The sequence below is a fragment of the Mumia sp. zg.B21 genome, assembly GCF_019550855.1.
Lineage (GTDB): Bacteria > Actinomycetota > Actinomycetes > Propionibacteriales > Nocardioidaceae > Mumia.
The window spans coordinates 285,539-307,407 of sequence record NZ_JAHWCJ010000004.1; the positions used below are offsets into that span (position 1 = coordinate 285,539).

The 21,869-nt window shown below is 71.1% G+C and carries 24 protein-coding genes and 2 tRNA genes; 17 read left to right on the forward strand and 9 right to left on the reverse strand.

Features of this window, described 5'->3' with window-relative positions:
* Window positions 1-3: 3 nt before the first annotated feature.
* From KV100_RS16610 to KV100_RS16620, 3 genes are all read right to left on the reverse strand, one after another.
* On the reverse strand, window positions 4-921 hold the full coding sequence (locus KV100_RS16610) for a septum formation family protein (protein ID WP_220344216.1): 918 nt from the start codon (window positions 919-921) through the stop codon (window positions 4-6).
* Between the two features lie 85 nt (window positions 922-1,006).
* Window positions 1,007-1,858, reverse strand: coding sequence for a septum formation family protein (locus tag KV100_RS16615; protein WP_220344217.1), 852 nt, complete (start codon window positions 1,856-1,858; stop codon window positions 1,007-1,009).
* Between the two features lie 34 nt (window positions 1,859-1,892).
* Window positions 1,893-2,393 carry an NAD(P)H-dependent oxidoreductase gene (locus tag KV100_RS16620; protein ID WP_220344218.1) on the reverse strand — a complete coding sequence of 167 codons (501 nt, stop codon included), beginning with the start codon at window positions 2,391-2,393 and terminating at the stop codon, window positions 1,893-1,895.
* Between the two features lie 193 nt (window positions 2,394-2,586).
* Between KV100_RS16620 and leuA the strand changes: the two genes are divergently transcribed.
* On the forward strand, window positions 2,587-4,302 hold the full coding sequence (leuA, locus tag KV100_RS16625; protein WP_255559409.1) for a 2-isopropylmalate synthase: 1,716 nt from the start codon (window positions 2,587-2,589) through the stop codon (window positions 4,300-4,302).
* Between the two features lie 50 nt (window positions 4,303-4,352).
* Here the strand turns inward: leuA and KV100_RS16630 are convergent, their stop codons facing one another.
* The gene (locus tag KV100_RS16630; protein ID WP_220344219.1) at window positions 4,353-5,984 is read right to left on the reverse strand and encodes an MFS transporter; all 1,632 of its coding nucleotides are present in this window, start codon (window positions 5,982-5,984) and stop codon (window positions 4,353-4,355) included.
* Between the two features lie 37 nt (window positions 5,985-6,021).
* A complete protein-coding gene (locus KV100_RS16635) occupies window positions 6,022-6,909 on the reverse strand; it encodes an alcohol dehydrogenase catalytic domain-containing protein (RefSeq protein WP_220344220.1) in 888 nt (295 codons plus the stop codon).
* Window positions 6,910-7,013: 104 nt separating this feature from the next.
* Here KV100_RS16635 and KV100_RS16640 point away from each other — a divergent pair, with 104 nt between their 5' ends.
* The 11 genes from KV100_RS16640 (at window position 7,014) to KV100_RS16690 (ending at window position 15,191) form a co-directional block, all read left to right on the forward strand.
* Window positions 7,014-7,403: a helix-turn-helix domain-containing protein gene (locus KV100_RS16640; RefSeq protein WP_220344221.1), complete on the forward strand. Its 390-nt coding sequence runs from the start codon at window positions 7,014-7,016 to the stop codon at window positions 7,401-7,403.
* A 90-nt stretch (window positions 7,404-7,493) separates the two neighbouring features.
* Window positions 7,494-8,222, forward strand: coding sequence for a DNA repair protein RecO (gene recO / locus KV100_RS16645; protein ID WP_220344222.1), 729 nt, complete (start codon window positions 7,494-7,496; stop codon window positions 8,220-8,222).
* Between the two features lie 62 nt (window positions 8,223-8,284).
* Window positions 8,285-9,004, forward strand: coding sequence for an isoprenyl transferase (locus KV100_RS16650; protein ID WP_220344720.1), 720 nt, complete (start codon window positions 8,285-8,287; stop codon window positions 9,002-9,004).
* Entirely contained in the window at window positions 9,001-9,363 is a 363-nt protein-coding gene (locus tag KV100_RS16655) for a YchJ family protein (RefSeq protein WP_220344223.1), read from the forward strand. Before KV100_RS16650 ends, KV100_RS16655 begins: the two co-directional genes overlap by 4 nt.
* A 57-nt stretch (window positions 9,364-9,420) precedes the next feature.
* A complete protein-coding gene (locus tag KV100_RS16660) occupies window positions 9,421-10,200 on the forward strand; it encodes a fumarylacetoacetate hydrolase family protein (RefSeq protein WP_220344224.1) in 780 nt (259 codons plus the stop codon).
* Entirely contained in the window at window positions 10,193-11,686 is a 1,494-nt protein-coding gene (gene gltX, locus KV100_RS16665; RefSeq protein WP_220344225.1) for a glutamate--tRNA ligase, read from the forward strand. Before KV100_RS16660 ends, gltX begins: the two co-directional genes overlap by 8 nt.
* Window positions 11,687-11,945: 259 nt before the next feature.
* Window positions 11,946-12,017 (forward strand) — tRNA-Gln (locus tag KV100_RS16670).
* A gap of 44 nt (window positions 12,018-12,061) precedes the next feature.
* Window positions 12,062-12,134, forward strand: a tRNA-Glu gene (locus tag KV100_RS16675).
* Window positions 12,135-12,239: 105 nt separating this feature from the next.
* On the forward strand, window positions 12,240-13,148 hold the full coding sequence (locus KV100_RS16680) for an SDR family NAD(P)-dependent oxidoreductase (RefSeq protein WP_220344226.1): 909 nt from the start codon (window positions 12,240-12,242) through the stop codon (window positions 13,146-13,148).
* Between the two features lie 76 nt (window positions 13,149-13,224).
* A complete protein-coding gene (locus tag KV100_RS16685; protein WP_220344227.1) occupies window positions 13,225-14,715 on the forward strand; it encodes a DNA-3-methyladenine glycosylase 2 family protein in 1,491 nt (496 codons plus the stop codon).
* Window positions 14,712-15,191 (forward strand): methylated-DNA--[protein]-cysteine S-methyltransferase, encoded by a 480-nt coding sequence (locus tag KV100_RS16690; protein ID WP_220344228.1) that lies wholly within the window; start codon window positions 14,712-14,714, stop codon window positions 15,189-15,191. The genes KV100_RS16685 and KV100_RS16690 overlap by 4 nt, the downstream gene beginning before the upstream one ends.
* Before the next feature lie 39 nt (window positions 15,192-15,230).
* Here the strand turns inward: KV100_RS16690 and KV100_RS16695 are convergent, their stop codons facing one another.
* Window positions 15,231-15,452 (reverse strand): hypothetical protein, encoded by a 222-nt coding sequence (locus KV100_RS16695; RefSeq protein ID WP_220344229.1) that lies wholly within the window; start codon window positions 15,450-15,452, stop codon window positions 15,231-15,233.
* 78 nt (window positions 15,453-15,530) lie between these two features.
* Here KV100_RS16695 and KV100_RS16700 point away from each other — a divergent pair, with 78 nt between their 5' ends.
* The gene (locus KV100_RS16700; protein WP_220344230.1) at window positions 15,531-16,232 is read left to right on the forward strand and encodes a VOC family protein; all 702 of its coding nucleotides are present in this window, start codon (window positions 15,531-15,533) and stop codon (window positions 16,230-16,232) included.
* A gap of 35 nt (window positions 16,233-16,267) precedes the next feature.
* Here KV100_RS16700 and KV100_RS16705 read toward each other — a convergent pair whose 3' ends face one another.
* The gene (locus tag KV100_RS16705) at window positions 16,268-16,987 is read right to left on the reverse strand and encodes an IclR family transcriptional regulator (RefSeq protein ID WP_220344231.1); all 720 of its coding nucleotides are present in this window, start codon (window positions 16,985-16,987) and stop codon (window positions 16,268-16,270) included.
* 105 nt (window positions 16,988-17,092) lie between these two features.
* Between KV100_RS16705 and leuC the strand changes: the two genes are divergently transcribed.
* The 3 genes from leuC to KV100_RS16720 all read left to right on the forward strand — a co-directional run bounded on the left by leuC (window position 17,093) and on the right by KV100_RS16720 (window position 20,153).
* Window positions 17,093-18,499, forward strand: coding sequence for a 3-isopropylmalate dehydratase large subunit (leuC, locus tag KV100_RS16710; RefSeq protein WP_220344232.1), 1,407 nt, complete (start codon window positions 17,093-17,095; stop codon window positions 18,497-18,499).
* Between the two features lie 23 nt (window positions 18,500-18,522).
* Window positions 18,523-19,122, forward strand: a complete 600-nt coding sequence (gene leuD, locus KV100_RS16715) for a 3-isopropylmalate dehydratase small subunit (RefSeq protein ID WP_220344233.1) — start codon at window positions 18,523-18,525, stop codon at window positions 19,120-19,122.
* Window positions 19,123-19,316: 194 nt separating this feature from the next.
* Window positions 19,317-20,153 carry an HU family DNA-binding protein gene (locus tag KV100_RS16720; RefSeq protein ID WP_220344234.1) on the forward strand — a complete coding sequence of 279 codons (837 nt, stop codon included), beginning with the start codon at window positions 19,317-19,319 and terminating at the stop codon, window positions 20,151-20,153.
* A gap of 51 nt (window positions 20,154-20,204) precedes the next feature.
* Here the strand turns inward: KV100_RS16720 and KV100_RS16725 are convergent, their stop codons facing one another.
* On the reverse strand, window positions 20,205-20,396 hold the full coding sequence (locus KV100_RS16725) for a hypothetical protein (RefSeq protein ID WP_220344235.1): 192 nt from the start codon (window positions 20,394-20,396) through the stop codon (window positions 20,205-20,207).
* Window positions 20,397-20,401: 5 nt separating this feature from the next.
* The gene (gene cofC, locus KV100_RS16730) at window positions 20,402-21,025 is read right to left on the reverse strand and encodes a 2-phospho-L-lactate guanylyltransferase (RefSeq protein WP_220344236.1); all 624 of its coding nucleotides are present in this window, start codon (window positions 21,023-21,025) and stop codon (window positions 20,402-20,404) included.
* A 70-nt stretch (window positions 21,026-21,095) separates the two neighbouring features.
* Between cofC and KV100_RS16735 the strand changes: the two genes are divergently transcribed.
* Window positions 21,096-21,866: a 1-acyl-sn-glycerol-3-phosphate acyltransferase gene (locus KV100_RS16735; RefSeq protein ID WP_220344237.1), complete on the forward strand. Its 771-nt coding sequence runs from the start codon at window positions 21,096-21,098 to the stop codon at window positions 21,864-21,866.
* Window positions 21,867-21,869: the final 3 nt, after the last annotated feature.

Sequence of the window (21,869 nt, forward strand, 5' to 3'; positions counted from 1 at the left end):
CGCCTACTTGCGGGTCTTGGCGAAGCAGACGCCCCAGCGCTCTCCGCGCTGCCAGGCCGTACGACTGGGCGAGATGTAGCCGTAGTCGAAGGATCCCCTGGTGTCGAGGTAGCGCCGAACCCCGGCCGGGCAACGGTCGCGCATGGTGGCCTGGACCTTCTTGGCGCCGGGGTACTTGGCCTTGGGGGCGCCGAGCTTGACGCTGTCGACCCCGCGCCACTGGTGCTTGGTCGTGCACGGCACGGTCCCTGTTGCCACGCGGATGTCGCCTCGGACGCACTGCATGTAGCGCGACGACGCGCGCCCCTTCAACGCCCCCTTGGTCTTGCCCGGGACGGCAGCGAGCCGGGTCGGGGAGGCGGGCAGCACGAGGTCGCAGCGCATCCAGCCGGCCCCGGCGGCGGTCTGGGCCGCACTGGGCACGCCCACGATGAAGTCGAACTGGGACCGCTTGAAGGTCGACTGGTCGGCCCCGAGGTGAGCGATCACCGCCTTCTCGCAGATGCCCCGCGCCGACCCCAGGATGCGGGTGGTGTCGTACGCGGTGACCGCGGAGCGGACCGCCGTCGGCATCGAGCGGACGAGGTAGGTGACGGAGGTGGCTCCCGAGCAGGAGACCGGAGCGACGTCGTCGTCGCTCACGCGGAGGGCGGCGTCGACCGGACCCGGCTTGCGGCACTCACCGATCTTGGGCAGGACCACCGCCGGCGTCGAAGGCGTCGCCGAAGGGGCCGGGGTCCCAGTGGTCGGCGGCAAGGTGCGCAGTGGCGGGTCCTCGTCCTCGGGCGAGGTCACGCTCGTGGAGTCTTCGTCGGTCGCGAGGTCGGTCGCCGACCCGCACGCTGTGACGAGGACGAGCGCTCCGGCGCCGAGCGCGGCGAGCGCGAGGTCGCGGGTGCGGAGGCGGCGGGCAGCCGTCACGGGAGGTCCTTCCGGGGGGTTCGACGGCACGACGGGTGCCAGTCTACGGGGGTGGGGCACCCGAGCCGTCCGGTTGCGAGGTGACTCACCTGCGCGTACGGGTCCAGCAGAGTCCGAAGCGCTGCCCCTGGGCCCAGGCCGCGCGGTCGGGTGGAAGCCAGCCGACCTCGATGTCACGGGTGCTGTTGTCGGTGAACGCACGGGCAGCGCCCTCGCAGCGACCGAGCACCTCACCGCGGATGGAGGGGCCGGGGAACGGCGTGCGGGCCGTTCCTAGCCGGCGGGCCGCGACGGCGCGCCACGTGTGGGGGAGGGCACACACCCGGCCACCCCGTCCTGCCCGGACCCCGGCCAGATCGGTCCGCGCGCACCGGCCGTAGCGGTCGAGTGCGCTGTCGCGCCGCAGGAGGCCCGCGGCCTGGGCCGGCAGCCTCATGAGGGTGGTGTCCGTCCGGGACACGGCGAGGTCGCAGCGCAACCAGCGTGCGCCGGCGTCGAGGTCCTGGTCGCTCGGGACGAACCACGCCGACCGGACCCGAGACAGCGCCAGCCGTGCCGGCGTGGCGCGGACGAACGTGCGCAGCGCAGCGCGGCACCGGCGCTCGGCGTTGGCGGCGAGGGCGGTCGCGTCGATCGGCTCGGTGATGCCTGACAGGCTCGTCACGAGGTACGTGACGGTGGTGTGCGGCTGCGTGCACGGGACCGGGGCGACCCCGACCTGGGCCTCGGCGAGCTGGGGGGCGGAGAGCCGGTAGCACGCGCCGGCGATCGGCTCGGGCGCCGTCGTCGGGATCGGCGACGCGCTCGGGGAGTCGCCGGTCGCACGCGATCCCGGGTCGTCGGACCCGTCGCCCCCGGTGCATGCCGACAGGGTGATGGCCGACGCCGCGACCAGAGCGACGACGGCACGACCGGCGACGGGCGTCCGAGCGGGCACCCCTCCACCGTAGGAGCCGGGGCCGTTCCCGGCATCACGCCGAGAGCAGCGCGGCCACGGTCGCGCCCAGCTCGTACGCCTGACCCTTCTCCCGCTCGCCCACGTCGCCCATGACGTCGAGGACCGCGGCGGACTGCGACCAGGGCAGCGCCCCGACGATCGACTGGACGGCTCGGACGGCGCCGGTGGTGTCGTAGCGACCGTGGACCCACAGGCCGTACGGCTTGGTCCGTCGGGGAGGGCCGTCGGAGGTGGCGCCACCCGCCGAGCCGTCGTCGGTCAGCGCTCCTCCCGCCTCCAGGAAGATCGTGTCGAAGAAGTGCTTCAACGCCCCTGACATGTAGCCGAAGTTGGCCGGCGTCCCGAGGACGTACCCGTCGGCGGCGAGAACGTCGGACGCCGATGCCTCGAGCGCGGGCCGCACCACGACGTCGACGCCCTCGATGCTCGGGTCGCGCGCGCCGGCGATGACCGCGTCGGCGAGGGTGCAGACGGTGGGGGTCGGGGCGTGGTGCACGAGGAGCAGGGTTGCCACCTGGCGAGACTAGCGTCGGCGTGGGCTATGCTGCCGGTAGCCATGTACTTCGCGCGCCTCCTCCTTCGGTGCCGCGGCGAGGGTTCGCTCTAGGTCGGACCCCCTCGTCGCGGGGTTCGTCATGGCCGACCGTCTGCCGCACCGCGGCGCCCGTCTCGACCGTCGAACCCACCGCACCGAACGAGGACCCACCATGGCCATCTCCCCGCAACAGCCGAGCGGTATGCCGTACGAGCGATACCGTCCGTTCCCGCCGATCGACCTGCCCGACCGCACCTGGCCGGCGAAGACCGTCACCGAGGCCCCCCGCTGGCTGTCGACCGATCTCCGTGACGGCAACCAGGCCCTGATCGACCCGATGACGCCTGCCCGCAAGCGGCGGATGTTCGACATGCTCGTACGGATGGGCTACAAGGAGATCGAGGTCGGCTTCCCGAGCGCGAGCGAGACCGACTTCGCGTTCGTCCGCCACCTGATCGAGGACGACCTGGTCCCCGACGACGTCACGATCTCCGTCCTGACCCAGGCTCGCGAGGACCTGATCGACCGGACGGCACAGTCGCTGGTTGGCGCCAAGAACGGCACCATCCACCTCTACAACGCGGTCGCCCCCCTGTTTCGGCGCGTGGTGTTCGGCGTCGACCGCGACGAGTGCCGGTCGATCGCCGTCCGTGGCACCGAGCTCGTCATGAAGTACGCCGAGGAGTACCTGCAGGGCACCGACTTCGGCTTCCAGTACTCGCCCGAGATCTTCACCGCCGCCGAGCTGGACTTCTCCGTCGACGTGTGCGAGGCCGTGATGGACGTGTGGCAGCCCGAGGACGGTCGCGAGATCATCCTCAACCTGCCCGCGACCGTGGAGATGGCCACCCCCAACACCTACGCCGACCAGATCGAGTGGTTCGGTCGTGCGATCAGCCGTCGCGAGCACGTCGCGATCTCGCTGCATCCCCACAACGACCGCGGTACGGCGGTGGCCGCCACGGAGCTGGCGATGATGGCCGGTGCCGACCGGGTCGAGGGCTGCCTGTTCGGGCACGGGGAGCGCACGGGCAACGTCGACCTCGTCACGCTGGGCATGAACCTCTTCAGCCAGGGCATCGACCCGCAGATCGACTTCTCCGACATCGACGAGGTGCGCCGCACCGTCGAGTACTGCACCGGGCTGCCCGTGCACCCGCGCCACCCGTACGCCGGCGACCTCGTCTACACGGCGTTCTCCGGCTCGCACCAGGACGCCATCAAGAAGGGCCTGGAGGACCTGGACCGTCAGGCGTCCGAGGGTGGCATCCCGGTCTCCGAGATGCCGTGGGAGGCCCCGTACCTGCCGATCGACCCGCACGACGTCGGTCGGTCGTACGAGGCCGTCATCCGGGTGAACAGCCAGTCCGGCAAGGGCGGCGTCGCGTACATCATGAAGTCCGAGCACAAGATGGACCTCCCGCGCCGGCTCCAGATCGAGTTCAGCCGGGTCGTGCAGTCGATGACCGAGGGCGAGGCCGGTGAGATGTCGGTCGACGGGATCTGGCAGGCGTTCTCGGCGGAGTACCTCGAGCGGACGTCACCGTACGCCCTCGAGGCGTTCCGTTCGTCGACGATCCAGGACGGCCTCGACGAGCTCGTCGTCGACGTCCGGGTCGGTGGCGCGGTCCAGTCGCTCAAGGGCGAGGGCAACGGCCCGGTCGCCGCGTTCGTCGACGCCATCGCGGCGGTCAACGGCGACATCCGCGTCCTCGACTACGCCGAGCACGCGCTGTCCTCCGGCGGCGACGCGGCCGCGGCGGCGTACGTCGAGTGCGAGATCGGCGACCAGATCGTCTGGGGGGTCGGTGTCGACCCGAGCATCGTGACGGCGTCGCTCAAGGCCGTCGTCTCAGCAGCCAACCGCGCGGCCGCCGCCCGCGACTGACTCGTGGTGCACCGCTGGGGCCGCCTCCTGGCGCCCCAGCGGTGACGGGGTCACCCGCGTCGGGGAGGTCGGCTCGTTTCTGCCGTCGGTCGGCCTGGCGTCGACCCGGGGGCTGACGGCGACGGGGCAACCGGTCCGATCGGTGCGGCGGGCATCGCGAGCGTTGCTGCGAGCCCACCGACGAGGATGACGGCCGCGGCGCCGATGGTGATCTTGCTGGCGGTGATCATCGAGGCCTCGGCGGCCTGCCCGGCCTCGGCCGTCGCCGGGTCCTCGACGAGCGTGGGGATCACCGCACCCGCGCTGTCGCGGACGAGCGCGACGACCTCGTCCTGCTGGGAGGCGGGAAGATCGGTGTCCGCGAGCTCGTCGGCCGTCTGCGCCGCCAGGGTGGAGATGAGCAGCCCTCCGAGGACAGCGATCCCCAGTGCGGAGCCGAGCTGTCGGACCGTCGTCAGGAACCCTGAGGCCTGTCCGCTCGACCCCACCGGGATGTCGACGAGGATGGCGCTGGTCAGCTGTGCGGTCGCCATGCCGACGCCGACGCCGTACACGAACAGCAGCGCCGCGATCACGGGCCCGCTGACGTCCTCGGCGATGACGAGCGCCGTCCCTGCGATCGCCACGACCTCGAGGGCGAGTCCGATCCGGATGACCGCGCGCTGACCGAGACGCTGGGTCAGGGGAGGGGTGGCGCCCGAGGCGAGGAAGGTGCCGATCGCCAGCCACAGGACGAGGACTCCGGTGCCGAGCGGGGTGTAGCCGAGGGCACCCTGCAGGAGCAGCGGAAGGGTGAAGATGAGCCCGATCTCGCCGAGCGCGACCACCATGGCGGCGATCGACCCGTAGCGCAGCGAGCGGAAGCGCATCAGCGTGAGGTCGACCAGCGTCACCGCGCCGGCCCGGGCGCGGCGCGCCTCGACGACGATGAACGCGGACAGGAGCACGGCACCGAGTGCGAGGGCGAACGGGACGGGGGAGAGCGCCCCGGACTCCTGGCGCCACCATCCGTAGTACTGACCCTCGATGAGGCCGAACACCACGCCGCCGAGGCCGAGCGTCGAGAGAAGGAGGCCGGGGAGATCCATGCCGGGCCGGATGTCGTCGTCCCGTGTCTCGTCGAGGACCTTCACGATGCCGACCAAGGCGAGCAACCCGAACGGCAGGTTGATCCAGAAGGCCCACCGCCACGTCGACTCGGTCGCGAGCCATCCGCCGAGCAGCGGTCCCACCGCGACCATGCCGCCGACCGTCGATCCCCAGATCGCGAACGCGATCCCGCGGGCACGGCCCTGGAAGGTCGCGTTCAGGGTCGAGAGGCTGGCCGGGACGATCATGGCGGCGCCCAGACCCTGAACGAAGCGGGCCGCGATCAGCATCTCCTGGTTCTGGGCCGCGCCGGCGCTGAGGCTCGCGACCATGAACAGCACCAGACCGGCGGCGTACACCCGGCGGCGTCCGATCCGGTCACCCAGGCGGCCCGCCGCCAGCAGCAGCGAGGCGAGCATCAGCAGGTAGATCGCGTTCATCCACTGTGCGCCCGCTGCGGTCAGGCCGAGGTCCTCGATGATCACGGGGACGGCGACGTTGACGATGGTCATGTCCATCACGACGAGAGAGACGCCGAGGGACAGCGTCAGCATCGCCAACCACTGGCGCGGGGTGATCGGAGTGGTGCTCATCCGGCGGATCGTAACAGCGTTCCACCGAGGGATGGGTTCAGGGGACGAGTATCCAACGACCTGCGGATCCACGGGCCGCTCCGGCCTCCGCGTAGGCGGCGGCCGCGTCCTTCATGGGGCGTCGGGCTGCGATCCGTACGGGCACGGTCTGGTCGGCAGCGAGGGGCAGCAGGTCGGCGAGGGCCTGCCCAGCGGGACGGGTCGTGACCGAGGTGACGGTGATGTCCCGCTCGGGCGGAACCGGCCATCCCGGCTTGACCCCCACAAGCTGCCCACCATCGACCACAGGCGCGAGCGCGGCCTCCTGCAGGCCGGCGGCGTCGAGAACGGCGTCATAGCCCCGCCCATGCACCTCCGTGAGGACGCGCTTGGCTCCGAGCGAGTCCGCCAGGTGCTCGGTCCCCGGCGTCACGAGTGCGTCGACGGCCCACCCTGCGCGCGCTGCGAGCACCGTCGCCCACGTCCCGACGCCGCCCGCGGCACCGGTCACCAGGAGCGACCCGTCCGTGACACGCAGCAGATCGAGCGTCTGGAGGGCCGCAAGAGCGTTGAGCGGGACGGCCGCGGCGGTCTCCAGGTCGAGGCCGTCCGGCACCCGCGCGAGGTCGTCGACGGGGACGACCACCTGCTCGGCGTGGGCGCGAGCCGGCGCGGTCGGGTCGGCGTGCAGACCTGCCACGCGGTCGCCCACGGTGACGGCGTCGACCCCGGGCCCGACCTCGACCACGGTGCCCGAGAAGTCGAAGCCGAGGCCGATGAGATCGGGCAGTCCGAGCGTTGCGTGGTCTGCGGCGACGAAGCTGTCGAAGAACGTGTATCCCGCCGCCGCGACCTGGACGCGGACGTCGTGCGGAGCCAGAGACCTGGGGGAAGCGGCCTCCCAGGTCGGGATGGGGTTGCCGGTGCGTGAGACGAGGACGTGCATCGAGGACTCCTGATGGTTTGAGGCTTGTCCCTCTCACTATCGGAGACCTACTCTCTATCCGGAAGTACCGACTTTTCGGTGGTCAACGCACCCGGAGGTATGCCATGACCGCAGATGTCGCGCCCGAGGCGCCCCGGTTCGACGCGTTCGGCGCCCACTGTCCGAGCCGGCGTCTGCTGGACACGATCGGCGACAAGTGGGCCAGCCTGACGATCGCGGCGTTGGGGGTCCACGGCGAGCTGCGCTACTCCCAGCTCGCCGCGACGATCGAGGGCGTCAGCCAGAAGATGCTGACCCAGACGCTGCGCAACCTCGAGCGTGACGGCCTCGTCCACCGTCGCGTGACTCCGTCGGTCCCGGTCCGGGTCGACTACTCGCTGACTGACCTGGGTCGGTCGCTGCTGGCGGTCGTCTGCGAGCTCAAGGAGTGGGCCGAGCTCCACATGCCCGCCGTCGATGCTGCCCGGGCTGCCTACGACGCCACCCCGCGCTAGCGCCACGACCGCGCGGTCACCGGCCGTGTTGCGCAGCGTGCCTCCGGCGCGGCCCACCCTCGACCGTGCGCCGCCGGGCACAATGGGTCCGTGGCGCTCTACCGTGACGAGGCTGTCGTCCTCCGGACCCAGAAGCTGGGCGAGGCGGACCGGATCGTCACGTTGCTGACGCGGCGCCACGGTCGTGTCCGAGCGGTCGCCAGAGGCGTACGCCGGACGAGCTCGCGCTTCGGGTCACGCGTCGAGCCGTTCATGCACGTCGACCTCCAGCTCGCCGAGGGCCGCACGCTCGACGTCATCACGCAGGTGGAGACGCTCGACGCGTACGCCGGACGCCTCGGCAACGACTACGGCGCCTACACCTGCGGCACCTCGATGCTCGAGTCCGCGGACCGGCTCGTCGGCGAGGACGGCCACCCGGCGTCACAGCAGTACCTGCTGCTCGTCGGAGCGCTGCGCGCACTGGCCGACCGGCGCCACCCCAGCGGGTTGATCCTCGACTCGTTCCTCCTCCGCTCCCTCTCGATCGCGGGCTACGCCCCCAGCTTCGACGCCTGCGCGCGATGCGGCGTCGGTGGTCCGCACCGCTCGTTCAACCCCGGCTCCGGAGGCATGCTGTGCGCCGACTGCCGCGTCCCGGGGTCGGCGAATCCCGCGCCGGACACGGTCGCGCTGCTCGGCTTCCTCCTCAGCGGCGCGTGGCCCCAGGCCGAGGCGGCCGGCGACCGGGCGCGGCGCGAAGCCAGCGCTCTCGTCGCGGCATACCTGCAGTGGCACCTCGAGCGTGGACTGCGGTCGCTGGACTACGTCGATCGCTGACCGGACACAATGAGCACGTGAGCCACCCCGTACGACGGCCGACCCCGCATCCCTCCGGCGCGATGCCGCCCGCTCTGCCGCCCGACCAGGTCCCACGACACGTCGCGATCGTCATGGACGGCAACGGGCGCTGGGCCAAGGAACGCGGTCTGCCGCGGACCGCGGGGCACGAGGCCGGCGAGTCGTCGTTGTTCGACGTGGTCGAGGGCGGGATCGAGGCTGGTGTGAAGTGGATCTCCGCCTACGCGTTCTCGACCGAGAACTGGAAGCGCTCGCCGGACGAGGTGCGATTCCTGATGGGCTTCAACCGCGACGTCATCCGCCGCCGTCGCGACGAGATGCACGCCCTGGGCGTCCGGGTCCGCTGGGCGGGTCGCCGACCGCGGCTGTGGCGCAGCGTGATCAACGAGCTCGAGACCGCCGAGGAGCTCACCAAGGACAACGACGTGCTCACGCTGACCATGTGCGTCAACTACGGCGGGCGCGCGGAGATCGCCGACGCCGCCGCGGCGCTCGCGCGTGACGTGGCCGACGGACGCGTCAAGCCGGGCAAGATCGACGAGCGCGTCCTCGCCCGCTACCTCGACGAGCCCGACATGCCCGACGTCGACCTCTTCTGGCGCACCTCCGGCGAGCAGCGGACGAGCAACTTCCTGCTGTGGCAGTCGGCGTACGCGGAGATGGTGTTCTCCGACATCGCATGGCCGGACGTGGACCGGCGTGCGCTGTGGGAGGCGATCGAGGAGTACGCCCGCCGCAACCGTCGTTACGGCTCGGCATGAGCGTCTTCGAGCGCACGTGCCCGTGCGGTTCGGGTATCTCGTACGACCGCTGCTGCGGGCGGCTGCACCGCGGGGAGGCCGAGGCGGAGACGCCGGAGGAGCTGATGCGCTCGCGCTACGCGGCGTACGCTGTCGGCGACCTCGACCACGTCTTCCGTACCTGGCATCCCCGTACCAGGCCCGACGACGTGGCGAACACGCCCGGGGTGACGTGGGTCGGCCTCGAGATCGTCGACGCCGTCGGTGACGAGGTCGAGTTCCGAGCGCACTGCACGACCGCGTCGGGGCCGGGTGTCCTGCACGAGCGCAGCAGGTTCGAGCGACGCACCGGCCGGTGGGTCTACGTGGGCGAGGCGTAGGGGGCGTCGCCCGGCGCGGTCGGTCTCGCCCTGCACGCCGGGGCTAGGCTGAGCCCTGTGCGTATCGCGAGATTCACGACCGACGAGGACCCCCGGTTCGGCGTCGTCGGCGAGGCCGACGGCGTCTCCGTGATCGCGGTGATCACCGGCGATCCTCTCTATGCAGGCATCCAGCTGACGGGGGAGCGGATCCCGCTCGACGACGTCCGGCTGCTCGCCCCGGTGCTGCCGCGGAGCAAGGTGGTGGGGATCGGCCGCAACTACGCCGCCCACGCCGCCGAGCTCGGCAACGAGGTGCCCGACGAGCCGCTGGTGTTCTTCAAGCCCAACACCAGCGTCACCGGGCCCGGCGACCCGATCCTCTATCCAAGCTTCACCGAGCTCCTCAGCTATGAGGGTGAGCTCGCGGTCGTGATCGGCCGGATCTGCAAGGACGTGCCCGCCGAGGACGCCGCGAGGGTGATCCACGGCTACACGGTCGCCAACGACGTGACGGCGCGTGACCGGCAGAAGACCGACGGGCAGTGGAGCCGGGCCAAGGGGGCCGACGGTTTCTGTCCGCTCGGCCCGTGGATCGAGACCGACCTCGACCCGTCCGACCTGCGGCTCACCACGACCGTCAACGGAGAGGTCGTCCAGGACGGTCGGACCTCCGACATGGTCCACAAGATCCCGGACCTCATCGCGTACACGTCCAGCTTCATGACGCTGCTCCCGGGCGACGTCATCCTCACCGGCACCCCTGAGGGTGTCGGACCCATGAACCCTGGTGATGAGGTCAGCATCACCGTCGAGGGCCTCGGAACGCTGACCAACAAGGTGGTTTCCCGTGACTGAGTCCAACCGCGCTGTCCGTGTGCGCTTCTGCCCGTCCCCGACGGGCAACCTGCACGTCGGCAACGTACGGACCGCACTGTTCAACTGGGCGTACGCGCGCCACCACGGCGGCACGTTCGTCTTTCGCGTCGAGGACACCGACGCCGCCCGCGACTCGGAGGAGTCCTACCAGGGTCTGCTCGACTCGTTGCGGTGGCTCGGGCTCGACTGGGACGAGGGCCCTGAGGTCGGTGGCGACTTCGGGCCCTACCGGCAGTCCGAGCGGATGGGCCTCTATACCGAGGTCGCCGAGAAGCTGGTCGCGGCCGGCTACGCCTACTACGCGTACGACTCCCCTGAGGAGCTCGAGCAGCGGCGCGAGGCCGCACGAGCGGAGGGACGCTCCAGCGGGTACGACGGGCTGCACCGTGACCTCACGGCAGAGCAGCGGGCTGCGTACGAGGCGGAGGGTCGCAAGCCGGTCGTCCGGTTCCGGATGCCCGACGAGGCGATCACCTTCACCGACCTGGTGCGAGGAGAGGTGACGTTCGAGCCCGAGCACGTCGCCGACTACGTGATCGTGCGCGCCAACGGCCAGCCGCTCTACACCCTCACCAACCCGGTCGACGATGCGATGATGGGCATCACCCACGTCCTCCGGGGCGAGGACCTTCTGAGCTCCACGCCGCGTCAGATCCCGCTCCACCGTGCGCTCGTGGAGCTCGGCGTCGGTGAGGGAGTCGTCCCCGAGTACGGGCACCTCCCGTTCGTGATGGGGCAGGGCAACCGCAAGCTGTCCAAGCGCGATCCCGGCGGCGGTCTCGCCGGCTACCGCGAGCGCGGCTTCCTGCCGGAGGGACTGCTCAACTATCTCGCGCTGCTCGGCTGGTCGATCGGCGGTGACCGCGAGATCTTCTCGCTCCAGGAGATGGCGGAGGCGTTCGACATCGCCCGCGTCAACCCGAACCCTGCGCAGTTCGACCCCAAGAAGTGCGAGGCCGTCAACGCTCAGCACATCCGCGACCTGCCGGTCGAGGAGCTGGCCACGCGCCTGCTCCCGTACCTCGTCGACGCCGGTCTGGTCGCGGCGGAGCCCTCGGAGCAGGACCTCGGCCTCCTGGCTGCCGCGACACCGCTGGTCAACGAGCGGATCACCGTGCTGAGCGAGGCCGTCGACATGCTCGCGTTCCTCTTCGTCTCCGAGGCCACGTTCTCGATCGATCCCGACGACGCCGCGAAGGTCCTCACCGAGGACGGCCTCGCCGTCGTCCGCTCCGCGCGTGACGCGCTCGCGGCGCTCGACTCGTTCGACACGGCGTCGATCGAGGGGGCGCTGCGCTCTGCGCTCGTCGACGGGATGGGCCTGAAGCCGCGCCACGCCTTCGGGCCGGTCCGAGTCGCGGTGTCGGGCAAGAGGATCTCGCCACCGCTGTTCGAGTCGATCGAGCTGCTCGGCAAGGAGCGGACGCTCACGCGCCTCGACAGTGCCCTCACCTCCGTCGGCTGATCGGGTGACGTGAACATTCTCACGTCGGGGTCGCGCCGCCCTGCGCTGCGCGACCCCGCCGCCCAGCCGTCGTCGCGGTCCCGCCGCCGCGGCGCTCGGCGCTGACGGGCGCGGCGGCAGCCAGGGACGGCGTCGCGACCCGAGAACGGCGCGCTGACCTGCGAAGACGGCATCAAGGCGGCCCCCGGATTTGGGCGCCACGAAGCCGTCCGGTAATGTTCTTCTCGGTTCGGGGACGCAAGGATCCGGACCACAGCCATGGGGTATGGGGTAATTGGCAGCCCGTCGGTTTCTGGCACCGTTAGTCTAGGTTCGAGTCCTAGTACCCCAGCGAGAGAGTCCACCGGCACGTCCGGTAGGTTTCTTTCACCACCAGGCCCCGTTGTGTAGCGGCCTAGCACGCCGCCCTCTCAAGGCGGTAGCGCGGGTTCGAATCCCGTCGGGGCTACAACAGGCGCCCGAGTCCTCAGGACTCGGGCGCCTTGGTGTTTCCGAGGTCTCCGCGTCTCCGCTACGGTGGTGCGAGGGTAGCGACGACGTCCGGAGGACTGGCGTGCCGACGATCGTGATGACAGGCGGCTCCTCCGGGATCGGTGCGACCGCCGCCGAGAAGCTTGCGCAGTCCGCCGACGCACGCCTGCTCGTCGGTGCCCGGGGCACGGCGCCGTACGGAGAGGTGCTTCCGCTCGACCTCACCCGGCTCGCCTCGACCCGGAGATTCGCCTCGGCGGTCGAGGATCTGCTGGGCGAGGCGCCGATCGACGCCCTCGTCCTCAACGCCGGCGGCATCGGCCGCGACGTTGCGGGACGGACCGAAGACGGGTTCGAGACGACGTTCGCGATGAACCACCTCGCGCACTACCTCCTGCTGCGGCGGCTGGTGCCACGCGTCGCGGAGGACGGGGCCGTCGTCATCACCACGAGCGGGTCGCACGACCCGGCGACCGGAGCGGGGCTCGAGGCTCCTCGACACGCGGACGCCGTGCTCCTCGCGCATCCCGACCGCGATCCCGGCACCCACGATCGCGCCCGAAAGGCCGCCGAGCACGCCTACACGGCGTCCAAGCTCTGCGTCGTCCTCACGGTGCGGGCACTCTCGGTGCTCCCCGACGTCCGTCAACGCCGTGTGACGGCGGTGGCGTTCTGTCCGGGCCAGGTCTTCGGGACAGGGCTGGCGAGGAGCCTGCCGCTGCCCATGCGGGCGGCCTGGTCCGCGCTGGGCGGACCCGTGCTGGGGCGGCCGCTACGCGCGGTCAACGCGACCCACAACACGCGCGAGGCGGCGGGTGACGCGCTCGCCGACCTCGCCCTCGGGCGTACGCGCCCCCCTGCCGGGCGCACGTACGCCGCACTCCGCCGCGGACGGATCACATGGCCGGAGCCGTCGGTGCGTGCCCGCGACGCCGCCACGGGAGCGGCCCTGTGGGCTGACAGCGCGCGGCTCGCCGGGTTGACGTCCTGACACGATGGCGGACGCCCGGACCGTCGTGTCCGATTCCCGCGAGTAACCCGTCGGTCCCGCGAGGCATGCTGGACCCATGAGGATCGACGACGACCGCCGCTACCGGGCGGTGAGCTCCAAGGACGCGCGGTTCGACGGCGTCTTCTTCACCGCGGTCACCAGCACCGGGATCTACTGTCGACCGTCGTGTCCCGCCCGGACCCCCCTGCGTCGCAACGTCCGCTTCTACGCCACCGCTGCCGCGGCCCACGACGCCGGGTTCCGGGCGTGCCGCCGATGCCGCCCCGACGCGGTGCCGGGGTCGCCGGAGTGGGACGTGCGCACCGACACGGTCGGTCGCGCCATGCGCCTGATCCGTGAGGGCGTCGTCGAGAGCGACGGAGTGCCGGGGCTCGCCGGCCGGCTCGGCTACAGCACCCGGCACGTGCACCGGATGCTGGTCGACGAGGTCGGCGCGGGACCCCTCGCCATCGCGCGCAGCAACCGTGCCCACCACGCGCGCATCCTGCTCGAGACCACCGACGTCCCGGTCACCGACGTCGCCTTCGCGGCGGGGTTCTCCTCGGTCCGCCAGTTCAACGACACGCTCCGGACGGTGTACGACGCGACACCGAGCGGGTTGCGCGTGAGCGCGCGTCGCCGCGGCCGCCGTACCCCGCGAACGTCCTCCTCCGCCCGGATCGAGCTCAGGCTCGCGGTCCGCCGCCCCTTCGCGCACGGTCCGCTGCTCGACTTCCTCGCCGCGCGTGCGGTGCCCGGGCTGGAGACGGTGCGCGAGGGCACGTATGCCCGCACGCTCCGTCTCCCGCACGGTCCCGGCGTCGTCGCACTCGCGCCGGCCGACGACCACGTGCAGTGCGTCCTGGAGCTGAGCGACCTGCGCGACACGATGGCGGCGGTGGCTCGGTGTCGGAGCATGCTCGACCTCGATGCCGACCCGGTCGCCGTCGACGAGGTCCTCGGCGCGGACCCCCTGCTGGGTGACAGGGTCCGAGCGACGCCCGGGATCCGTGTGCCCGGTCATGTCGACGGCTACGAGCTGGCGGTCCGCGCCGTGGTCGGGCAGCAGGTGTCGGTGGCGGGAGCCCGCACGACCCTGGCCCGCATCGTCGGCGCGCACGGTGCCGTCCTCGACCCCGAGGCGCACCCGCTCGCAGCGGCGTACGCGCTGACTCACGTCTTCCCTGAGCCGGACGTCCTCGCGGCCGTCGACCCCGCGGCGCTGGGGATGCCACGCTCGCGTGCGTCGACGGTCGCCGGACTCGCGGACGCCGTCGCCGTCGGCAAGCTCGACATCGGGCCGAGCGCCGACCGTGCCGCTCTCCGGACGCAGCTGCTCGAGCTGCGAGGGATCGGCCCGTGGACCGCGGACTACGTCCTCATGCGCGCGGCGGGCGACCCTGACGTCCTGCTGGCCACGGACCTGGTGATCCGACGACGGCTCGACGCGCTCCTCGTACGCACCGGCGCTGCCGATCCCGCGACCCGCTGGAGCCCGTGGCGCTCGTACGCCGCGATGCACCTCTGGCGCCTTCCCGACACCTCGACCACTGAGAGGCACTCATGACGACGACCACCACGGCCTACCTCGACAGCCCCATCGGCGGGCTCCGCGTCCACAGCGACGGCTCGGCCGTCGTCGCGATCGACTTCGGTGCCGACCCCGCGGAGCCGGACTCGCCCCGCGACGCGGTGCTCGACGTCGCGGTGGCCCAGCTCGAGGAGTACTTTGCCGGAGAGCGGACGACGTTCGACCTTCCGCTGGGTCCGCAGAAGGGATCGAGGTTCCAGCGCGCGGTCTGGCAGGCGCTCTGCGACATCCCGTACGGGAAGACCGTGACCTACGGTCAGCTGGCGGCCTTGCTCGAGCTCGGGGCGTTCGGTGCGCGTGCGGTCGGGTCCGCGAACGCCTCCAACCCGATCCCCATCGTCGTCCCGTGCCACCGCGTGATCGGGGCCAACGGCACCCTCACGGGGTACGCCGGCGGGCTGGACCGCAAGCAGCGCCTGCTCGACCTCGAGCAGGGGCCTGCTCTGTTCTGAGTGTGGGTGGGGCAGCGACCACCGCGGTCGCTCCCGTACTCAGCGGCGGTTGCGAGGGTGCTGGCGCGCCGTCCGTTCGTTGCCGTGCCGGTAGTTGCCCGTCCAGCGGGCCATCACGAGCTGCGGATCGTTCTCGACCTCCGCGAGGAACTCGGCGGCGCGGCCGCCGCGCAGCTTTGCCGCCACCCGGCCGTGGTGGGTGATGATCACGCTGCCGTCGGCGCGCATGACGTACTCGAATCCCGCTGCCTGACCACCCATCCCGCGGACTCTACGGCACCTCCGTGGCGCCCCGAAAGTCGTTCGACGTCGCCGATGGCCGACACCTAACCTCGAACGATGGTCACCCTGCAAGCAGCGACCTTCGACGCGCACGACCCGACTCGGCTGGCACGGTTCTGGGCCCAGCTGCTGGAGCGCGACGTCGTCGACGAGGTGGACGCCGCGTTGCTGCCGGGCGAGGACGGCCAGCTCGGGTTGAGGTTCGCGCCCAGCCCCACCGTCACCACCGGCCCCCGCCGCATGCATCTTCACCTGACCAGCGCAGACTCCGACGACCAGCGCGCGACGGTGGCGAAGGCGCTCTCTCTCGGCGGAGCGCACCTCGACGTCGGTCAGCGTCCCGAGGAGGGACACATCGTCCTCGCAGACCCGGAGGGCAATGCGCTCTGCGTGATCGAGCCCGACAACGCGTACCTGGCCGGCTGTGGCTTCCTCGGCGAGCTGGCGTGTGAGGGCACCCGGGCGGTCGGGGCCTTCTGGAGCGAGGCGTTGGGATGGCCGCTCGTGTGGGACCAGGACGAGGAGACCGCCATCCAGTCGCTCGGAGGCGGGACGAAGGTGGCCTGGGGAGGTCCGCCGGTCACCGCAGAGACCCGGCCGCACCGGCAGCGTCTCGACCTGCTCGCCGCCCCGGGCCTTCAGGAGCGCGAGATCGATCGGTTGGTCGCCCTCGGTGCCACCCGGCTCGAGGCCGGCCGAGACGGTGTCGTCGTGATGGCCGATCCGGACGGCAACGAGTTCTGGGTCCGCGCCGGATGATTCCCACGCGCTGCCGCGCTCGCGGTCGTCAGCGCCTACTCGCCGCTGCGACGCAGCGACTGTGAGAGACGCTCGGCGGCGGCGACGACGGCGGGCGCGTGCATCCGTCCCGGCTGGCGCGTGAGCCGCTCGAGCGGGCCGGAGACCGAGACGGCGGCGATCACCTTGCCGGAGGGCGAGCGGACTCCGGCCGACACCGACGCGATGCCGGGCTCCCGCTCACCGACGCTCTGCGCCCAGCCGCGGCGGCGTACCTGCGACAGCGCGGCCGCGGTGAACGCAGCGTTCTGGAGGCCGCGGTTCATCCGCTCGGGATCCTCCCAGGCGAGGAGGATCTGAGCCGCAGAGCCTGCCCGCATCGTCAGCTGGCTGCCCACCGGCACGGTGTCGCGGAGGCCGGTGGGTCGCTCCGCGGCGGCGACGCAGACCCGGTAGTCGCCCTGGCGCCGGAAGAGCTGGGCGGACTCGCCGGTGATGTCCCGCAGCCTCGCGAGCACTGGTCCGGCAGCCGCGAGGAGGCGGTCCTCGCCGGCCGCGGCGGAGAGCTCCAGCAGCCGTGGTCCGAGCACGAACCTTCCCTGCATGTCGCGGGCCACCAGGCGGTGGTGCTCGAGCGCGACCGCGAGTCGGTGCGCGGTCGGCCGGGCGAGCCCGGTGCTCGAGACAAGACCGGCGAGTGTGGCGGGCCCGGCCTCGAGCGCCGACAAGACGAGGGCGGCTTTGTCGAGAACGCCGACTCCGCTAGAGTTGTCCATGCCTTGATATTGCCGTCTCGCATTGTGAAATGCAAGCAGGGGCCGAGCGTGAGGCCGCTCGCCGAGAAAGGTCCGTCGTGGGCCATGGTGGTGGAGGAGAGAGCAGTGGGCAAGACCCTTGCACAGAAGGTGTGGGAAGAGCACGTCGTACGGCGTGCCGACGGAGAGCCGGACCTGCTCTTCATCGACCTCCACCTCATCCACGAGGTGACCAGCCCGCAGGCGTTCGACGGTCTACGGCTCGCGGGCCGTGCCGTACGCCGCCCTGACCTGACGCTGGCGACCGAGGACCACAACATCCCGACCACCGACCTCGACAAGCCGATCGCCGACCCGGTGTCGCGGACCCAGGTCGAGACCCTGCGCCGCAACTGCGCGGAGTTCGGAGTGCGGCTGCACCCGATGGGCGACATCGAGCAGGGCATCGTCCACGTCGTCGGTCCTCAGCTGGGTCTGACCCAGCCGGGCATGACCATCGTGTGCGGCGACTCCCACACGTCGACCCACGGTGCGTTCGGCGCCCTCGCGTTCGGCATCGGCACGAGCGAGGTCGAGCACGTGCTGGCCACCCAGACGCTGCCGCAGGCCACGCCCAAGACGATGGCCGTCGACGTCGTCGGAGAGCTGCCGGAGGGCTCCACCGCCAAGGACCTGATCCTTGCGCTGATCGCGCAGGAGACGACCGGCGGCGGCCAGGGCTACATCGTCGAGTACCGCGGAGAGGCCATCCGCTCGCTCTCGATGGAGTCGCGGATGACGGTGTGCAACATGTCCATCGAGTGGGGTGCGAAGGCCGGCATGATCGCTCCCGACGAGACCACCTTCGCCTACCTCCAGGGCCGGCCCAACGCGCCGAAGGGCGCGGACTGGGACGCTGCGGTCGAGCACTGGCGGAGCCTCGCCACCGACGACGACGCGGAGTTCGACAAGGTCGTGACGATCGACGCCTCGACGGTCACCCCGTTCGTCACCTGGGGCACCAACCCGGGTCAGGGCGTTCCGCTCTCGGCCGTGGTCCCCTCGCCCGACGACTTCGACGACCCGAGCGAGAAGATCGCCGCGCAGCGCGCGCTCGACTACATGGGTCTCACGGCCGGCACGCCGATGCGCGACATCCCCGTCGACACGGTCTTCATCGGCTCGTGCACGAACGGCCGCATGGAGGACCTGCGGACGGCGGCTCGGTGGATCGAGGGTCGCACGGTGGCCGACGACACCCGCCTTCTCGTGGTCCCGGGATCGGTCCGGGTCCGGCTGCAGGCCGAGGAGGAAGGGCTCGACGTCGTCTTCAAGGAGGCAGGAGCCGAGTGGCGCGGCGCGGGCTGCTCCATGTGCCTCGGCATGAACCCCGACCAGCTGATGCCGGGGGAGCGGAGCGCCTCGACGTCGAACCGCAACTTCGAGGGACGCCAGGGCAAGGGCGGACGAACGCACCTGGTCTCACCCGAGGTCGCCGTGGCGACGGCCGTCCTCGGTCACCTCGCCTCACCCGCCGACCTCGCGCACGCCTGACCCCGGACTGGACGGAGAACCTCATGGAGAAGTTCAGCACGCACACCGGTGTGGCCGCGCCGCTGCGACGCAGCAACGTCGACACCGACCAGATCATCCCTGCCGAGTACCTCAAGCGCGTGACGCGCACCGGGTTCGAGGACGGGCTGTTCGCCGGATGGCGCAAGGACCCGGCATTCGTCCTCAACCAGCCGGCGTACGCCGGCGCGACCGTGCTCGTCGCCGGACCGGACTTCGGCACCGGGTCGTCGCGCGAGCACGCGGTGTGGGCCTTGCAGAACTACGGGTTCGCCGTGGTGATCTCGCCGCGTTTCGGTGACATCTTCCGGAGCAACTCGGGCAAGGCCGGCCTCCTGGCGGCACAGGTCGAGGAGAAGACGGTGCAGAAGGTCTGGGACCTGATCGAGGCGCAGCCGGGCACGACCGTCACCGTCGATCTGGTCGCGCGCACTGTCGTCGCCGGCGAGGGCATCGACCGCGTCGAGGATTCGTTCGACATCGATGACTACACCCGCTGGCGACTGCTCGAGGGTCTCGACGACATCGGCCTCACGCTCTCGCACGAGGACGCGATCAGCACGTACGAGTCGTCGCGACCGTCCTTCAAGCCCGTGACGATGTGACAGAGCGCGACGTCGCCCAGACGAGGTGACGTCGCGGAGAGTGTCGATTCGACGAAGCCCGGAAACCACGCAGCCACGGTGGTTTCCGGGCTTCGTCGTCGTTGCCTCGGTGCGCGTTCGCGGACCGGTGGCGCCACACGGCGCGACACCGTCGCCGCGGCACGACGCAACACGTTCGGTCAAATACCCCTACGGTGTTTGAGACGGACAAGCGGAATGCTTACCGTCAAAAGCGAAATACCGAACCGCTCACGGAGGAACCGTTGAACAAGAGCGACTTCGTCGAGGCACTCGCGGTCTCCTTCGAGGGGAACCGCGCCGAGGCACGCCGCGCTCTCGACGCAGTGATCACGACGCTGACCGAACGGCTCTCCGGGGGAGAGCGCGTCGTGCTCAGCGGGTTCGGAGTGTTTCACCAGTCCATCCGCACCGGCCGTGAGGTTCGGAATCCGCGGACGGGGGAGATCCACGTGATCGCGGATCGCACCATCCCGAAGTTCAAACCCGGAGGGGAGCTGAAGAACGTGGTGGCAGGTGTGAGGACGGCGAAGTCGCCGGCGAAGAAGACGACGGCGAAGAAGGCCGCCAAGAAGACGACCGCAGCCAAGAAGAGCGCCGCGAAGAAGACGACTGCGGCGAAGAAGAGCACCGCGGCCAAGAAGAGCACGGCGAGGAAGTCGCCGGCGAAGAAGACGACCGCGGCCAAGAAGAGCACGGCGAGGAAGTCGCCGGCGAAGAAGACAAGCGCGGCGAAGAAGAGCACCGCGAAGAAGAGCACGGCGAAGAAGAGCACGGCGAAGAAGAGCACGGCGAAGAAGAGCACGGCGAAGAAGACGACCGCGGCCACCAGGTCGACGGCCAAGAAGTCCACCGCCAAGAAGACGACCGCGGCAAAGCGGCCCGCCGCCAAGAAGACCACCGCAGCCAAGAAGGCGGCGGCCGCCAAGAAGTCCACCGCCAAGAAGACGGCGGCGAAGAAGGCCTCCGGCACCGCGAAGAGGGCTCCCGCGCGGGCAACCGCACGCGTCTGACGAGCCACAGGAGCGGCCCCGGCCATCGCTGGGGCCGCACCTGTGCCCGCCTCAGTGGATCCGCAGCGCGCGCACCGTCGCGTCGGCCCCGTCGGTGAGCTCGACGATCACCCGTTGCCCCGGACGGAGGTGGCGGACCGGCGACGCCACGACCACGTCCGCCGCGTACTCCATGGTGACCCCGTCGTCGAGGACGAGCGTGCCGCCCTGGTCGGCGTCGTAGCTCGCGATGGTCGCCTGCACGGCGCTCACCCTATCGCGAGCCGAGCGACGACGGCGGCCGTGCGCGGGCCGAGCAGCGCCCGAAGCTCGTCGAGGTGGACGGGGAGGTCGACGTCGCGCCTCAGCCCGAGTGCGGCGGGGAGGGAAACCGCCCCGGCTGCGCGATGCGCGTCGAGCGACCTCTCGCCGAACCGCGGATCGAGCGTCGTCGGATCGGTCACCGCGAGCAGAGTCGTCCCCACCCCGTCGGCATCGGCGACCATCGACATCTCGTGCCCGTCGGCCTCGGTCAGGGTCGCGTCGAGGTCCTCCGGGCGCATGCCCGGCAGGTCGGCCGTCACGACCGCGAGGTGCAGACCGCTGTCGGCCGCGACGCCCGCGCCGGCCAGCACCGCGGCACGCAGACCTGCGCCGGGATCGGGCACCACCTCCACGTCGGTGCTCACCTCGGACAGGACGGCATCGGCCAGCGCGCCGTCGGAGGTCACCACGACCACACGGGCGACGAGCGGGCTGCCGACGACGGCCTCGAGCGTGTCGAGCGCCATGGCGCGCGCCAGCGCCGGCCGTTGCGCGCCGAGCGGCGCGAGCCGGGACTTGCCCACCGCGGTGTCCTTCACCGGGACCACGAGGGCCCACCGTCCTGCCACGGGATCGATCTTGCCCCACGGGCCCAGAAGAGCGGCATCGCACCCGCCGGGATGAACTAGGCTCGGGCCGGTGAAGACCGCTGCCACCGCGTCCGCCGGGCGCGACCCGGGGATGGTGCTCCGGACGATCGTCGCGGCGCTGCGCGTGCCGGTGACGGCGATGGTGGGCCGGGAGTGGAGCGGCGTCGAGAACCTTCCCTCTCATGGCGGGTTCGTGATCGCCTGCAACCACGTCTCGCACATCGACCCGGTGATGCTGGCGCACTTCCTGTACGACAACGGTGTCCCCCCGCGCTACCTCGCGAAGGCGGCGATCCTCGATCTCCCGGTCGTGGGCAAGATCCTGCGCGCCACGGGACAGATCCCGGTCTACCGCGGCACCACCACGGCCACGGACGCGTTCGCCGCCGCGAAGCAGGCGGTCCTCGACGGTGAGGGAGTGATCTTCTATCCCGAAGGGACCATCACCCGAGACCCCGACGAGTGGCCGATGTCGGGCAAGACAGGCGCGGCTCGCGTCGCGTTCGCGACCGGGAAGCCGGTCGTGCCCATCGCGCAGTGGGGTCCCAACATGCTCCTCGAGCCGTACGGCCGGCCGCACCTGCTGCCTCGCAAGACCATGCAGATCTCGGCTGGTCCGCCGGTCGATCTGGACGACCTTCGCGCTCAGGAGGTCTCGGCGGCTATCCTCGCGACGGCCACGGATCGGATCATGGATGCCGTCACCGAGCAGCTCGCGAAGCTCCGCGACCTGCCGGTGCCGACGCAGCGCATGTCCTTGGACGATCCGCGGGTCAGAGAGCGTCCGCGACCGCGACGCCTGAACGCCACGAAGGAGTAGTAC

What these genes read in the sequence shown, in the direction of transcription:
- leuA (WP_255559409.1), top strand. Translation starts at nt 2,587, where the DNA reads ATGGCCATCTCCCCGCAACAGCCGAGCGGTATGCCGTACGAGCGATAC.
- KV100_RS16630 (WP_220344219.1), bottom strand. Translation starts at nt 5,984, where the DNA reads ATGAGCACCACTCCGATCACCCCGCGCCAGTGGTTGGCGATGCTGACG.
- KV100_RS16635 (WP_220344220.1), bottom strand. Translation starts at nt 6,909, where the DNA reads ATGCACGTCCTCGTCTCACGCACCGGCAACCCCATCCCGACCTGGGAG.
- KV100_RS16640 (WP_220344221.1), top strand. Translation starts at nt 7,014, where the DNA reads ATGACCGCAGATGTCGCGCCCGAGGCGCCCCGGTTCGACGCGTTCGGC.
- KV100_RS16650 (WP_220344720.1), top strand. Translation starts at nt 8,285, where the DNA reads ATGCCGCCCGCTCTGCCGCCCGACCAGGTCCCACGACACGTCGCGATC.
- KV100_RS16655 (WP_220344223.1), top strand. Translation starts at nt 9,001, where the DNA reads ATGAGCGTCTTCGAGCGCACGTGCCCGTGCGGTTCGGGTATCTCGTAC.
- KV100_RS16685 (WP_220344227.1), top strand. Translation starts at nt 13,225, where the DNA reads ATGAGGATCGACGACGACCGCCGCTACCGGGCGGTGAGCTCCAAGGAC.
- KV100_RS16690 (WP_220344228.1), top strand. Translation starts at nt 14,712, where the DNA reads ATGACGACGACCACCACGGCCTACCTCGACAGCCCCATCGGCGGGCTC.
- KV100_RS16695 (WP_220344229.1), bottom strand. Translation starts at nt 15,452, where the DNA reads ATGGGTGGTCAGGCAGCGGGATTCGAGTACGTCATGCGCGCCGACGGC.
- KV100_RS16700 (WP_220344230.1), top strand. Translation starts at nt 15,531, where the DNA reads ATGGTCACCCTGCAAGCAGCGACCTTCGACGCGCACGACCCGACTCGG.
- KV100_RS16705 (WP_220344231.1), bottom strand. Translation starts at nt 16,987, where the DNA reads ATGGACAACTCTAGCGGAGTCGGCGTTCTCGACAAAGCCGCCCTCGTC.
- leuD (WP_220344233.1), top strand. Translation starts at nt 18,523, where the DNA reads ATGGAGAAGTTCAGCACGCACACCGGTGTGGCCGCGCCGCTGCGACGC.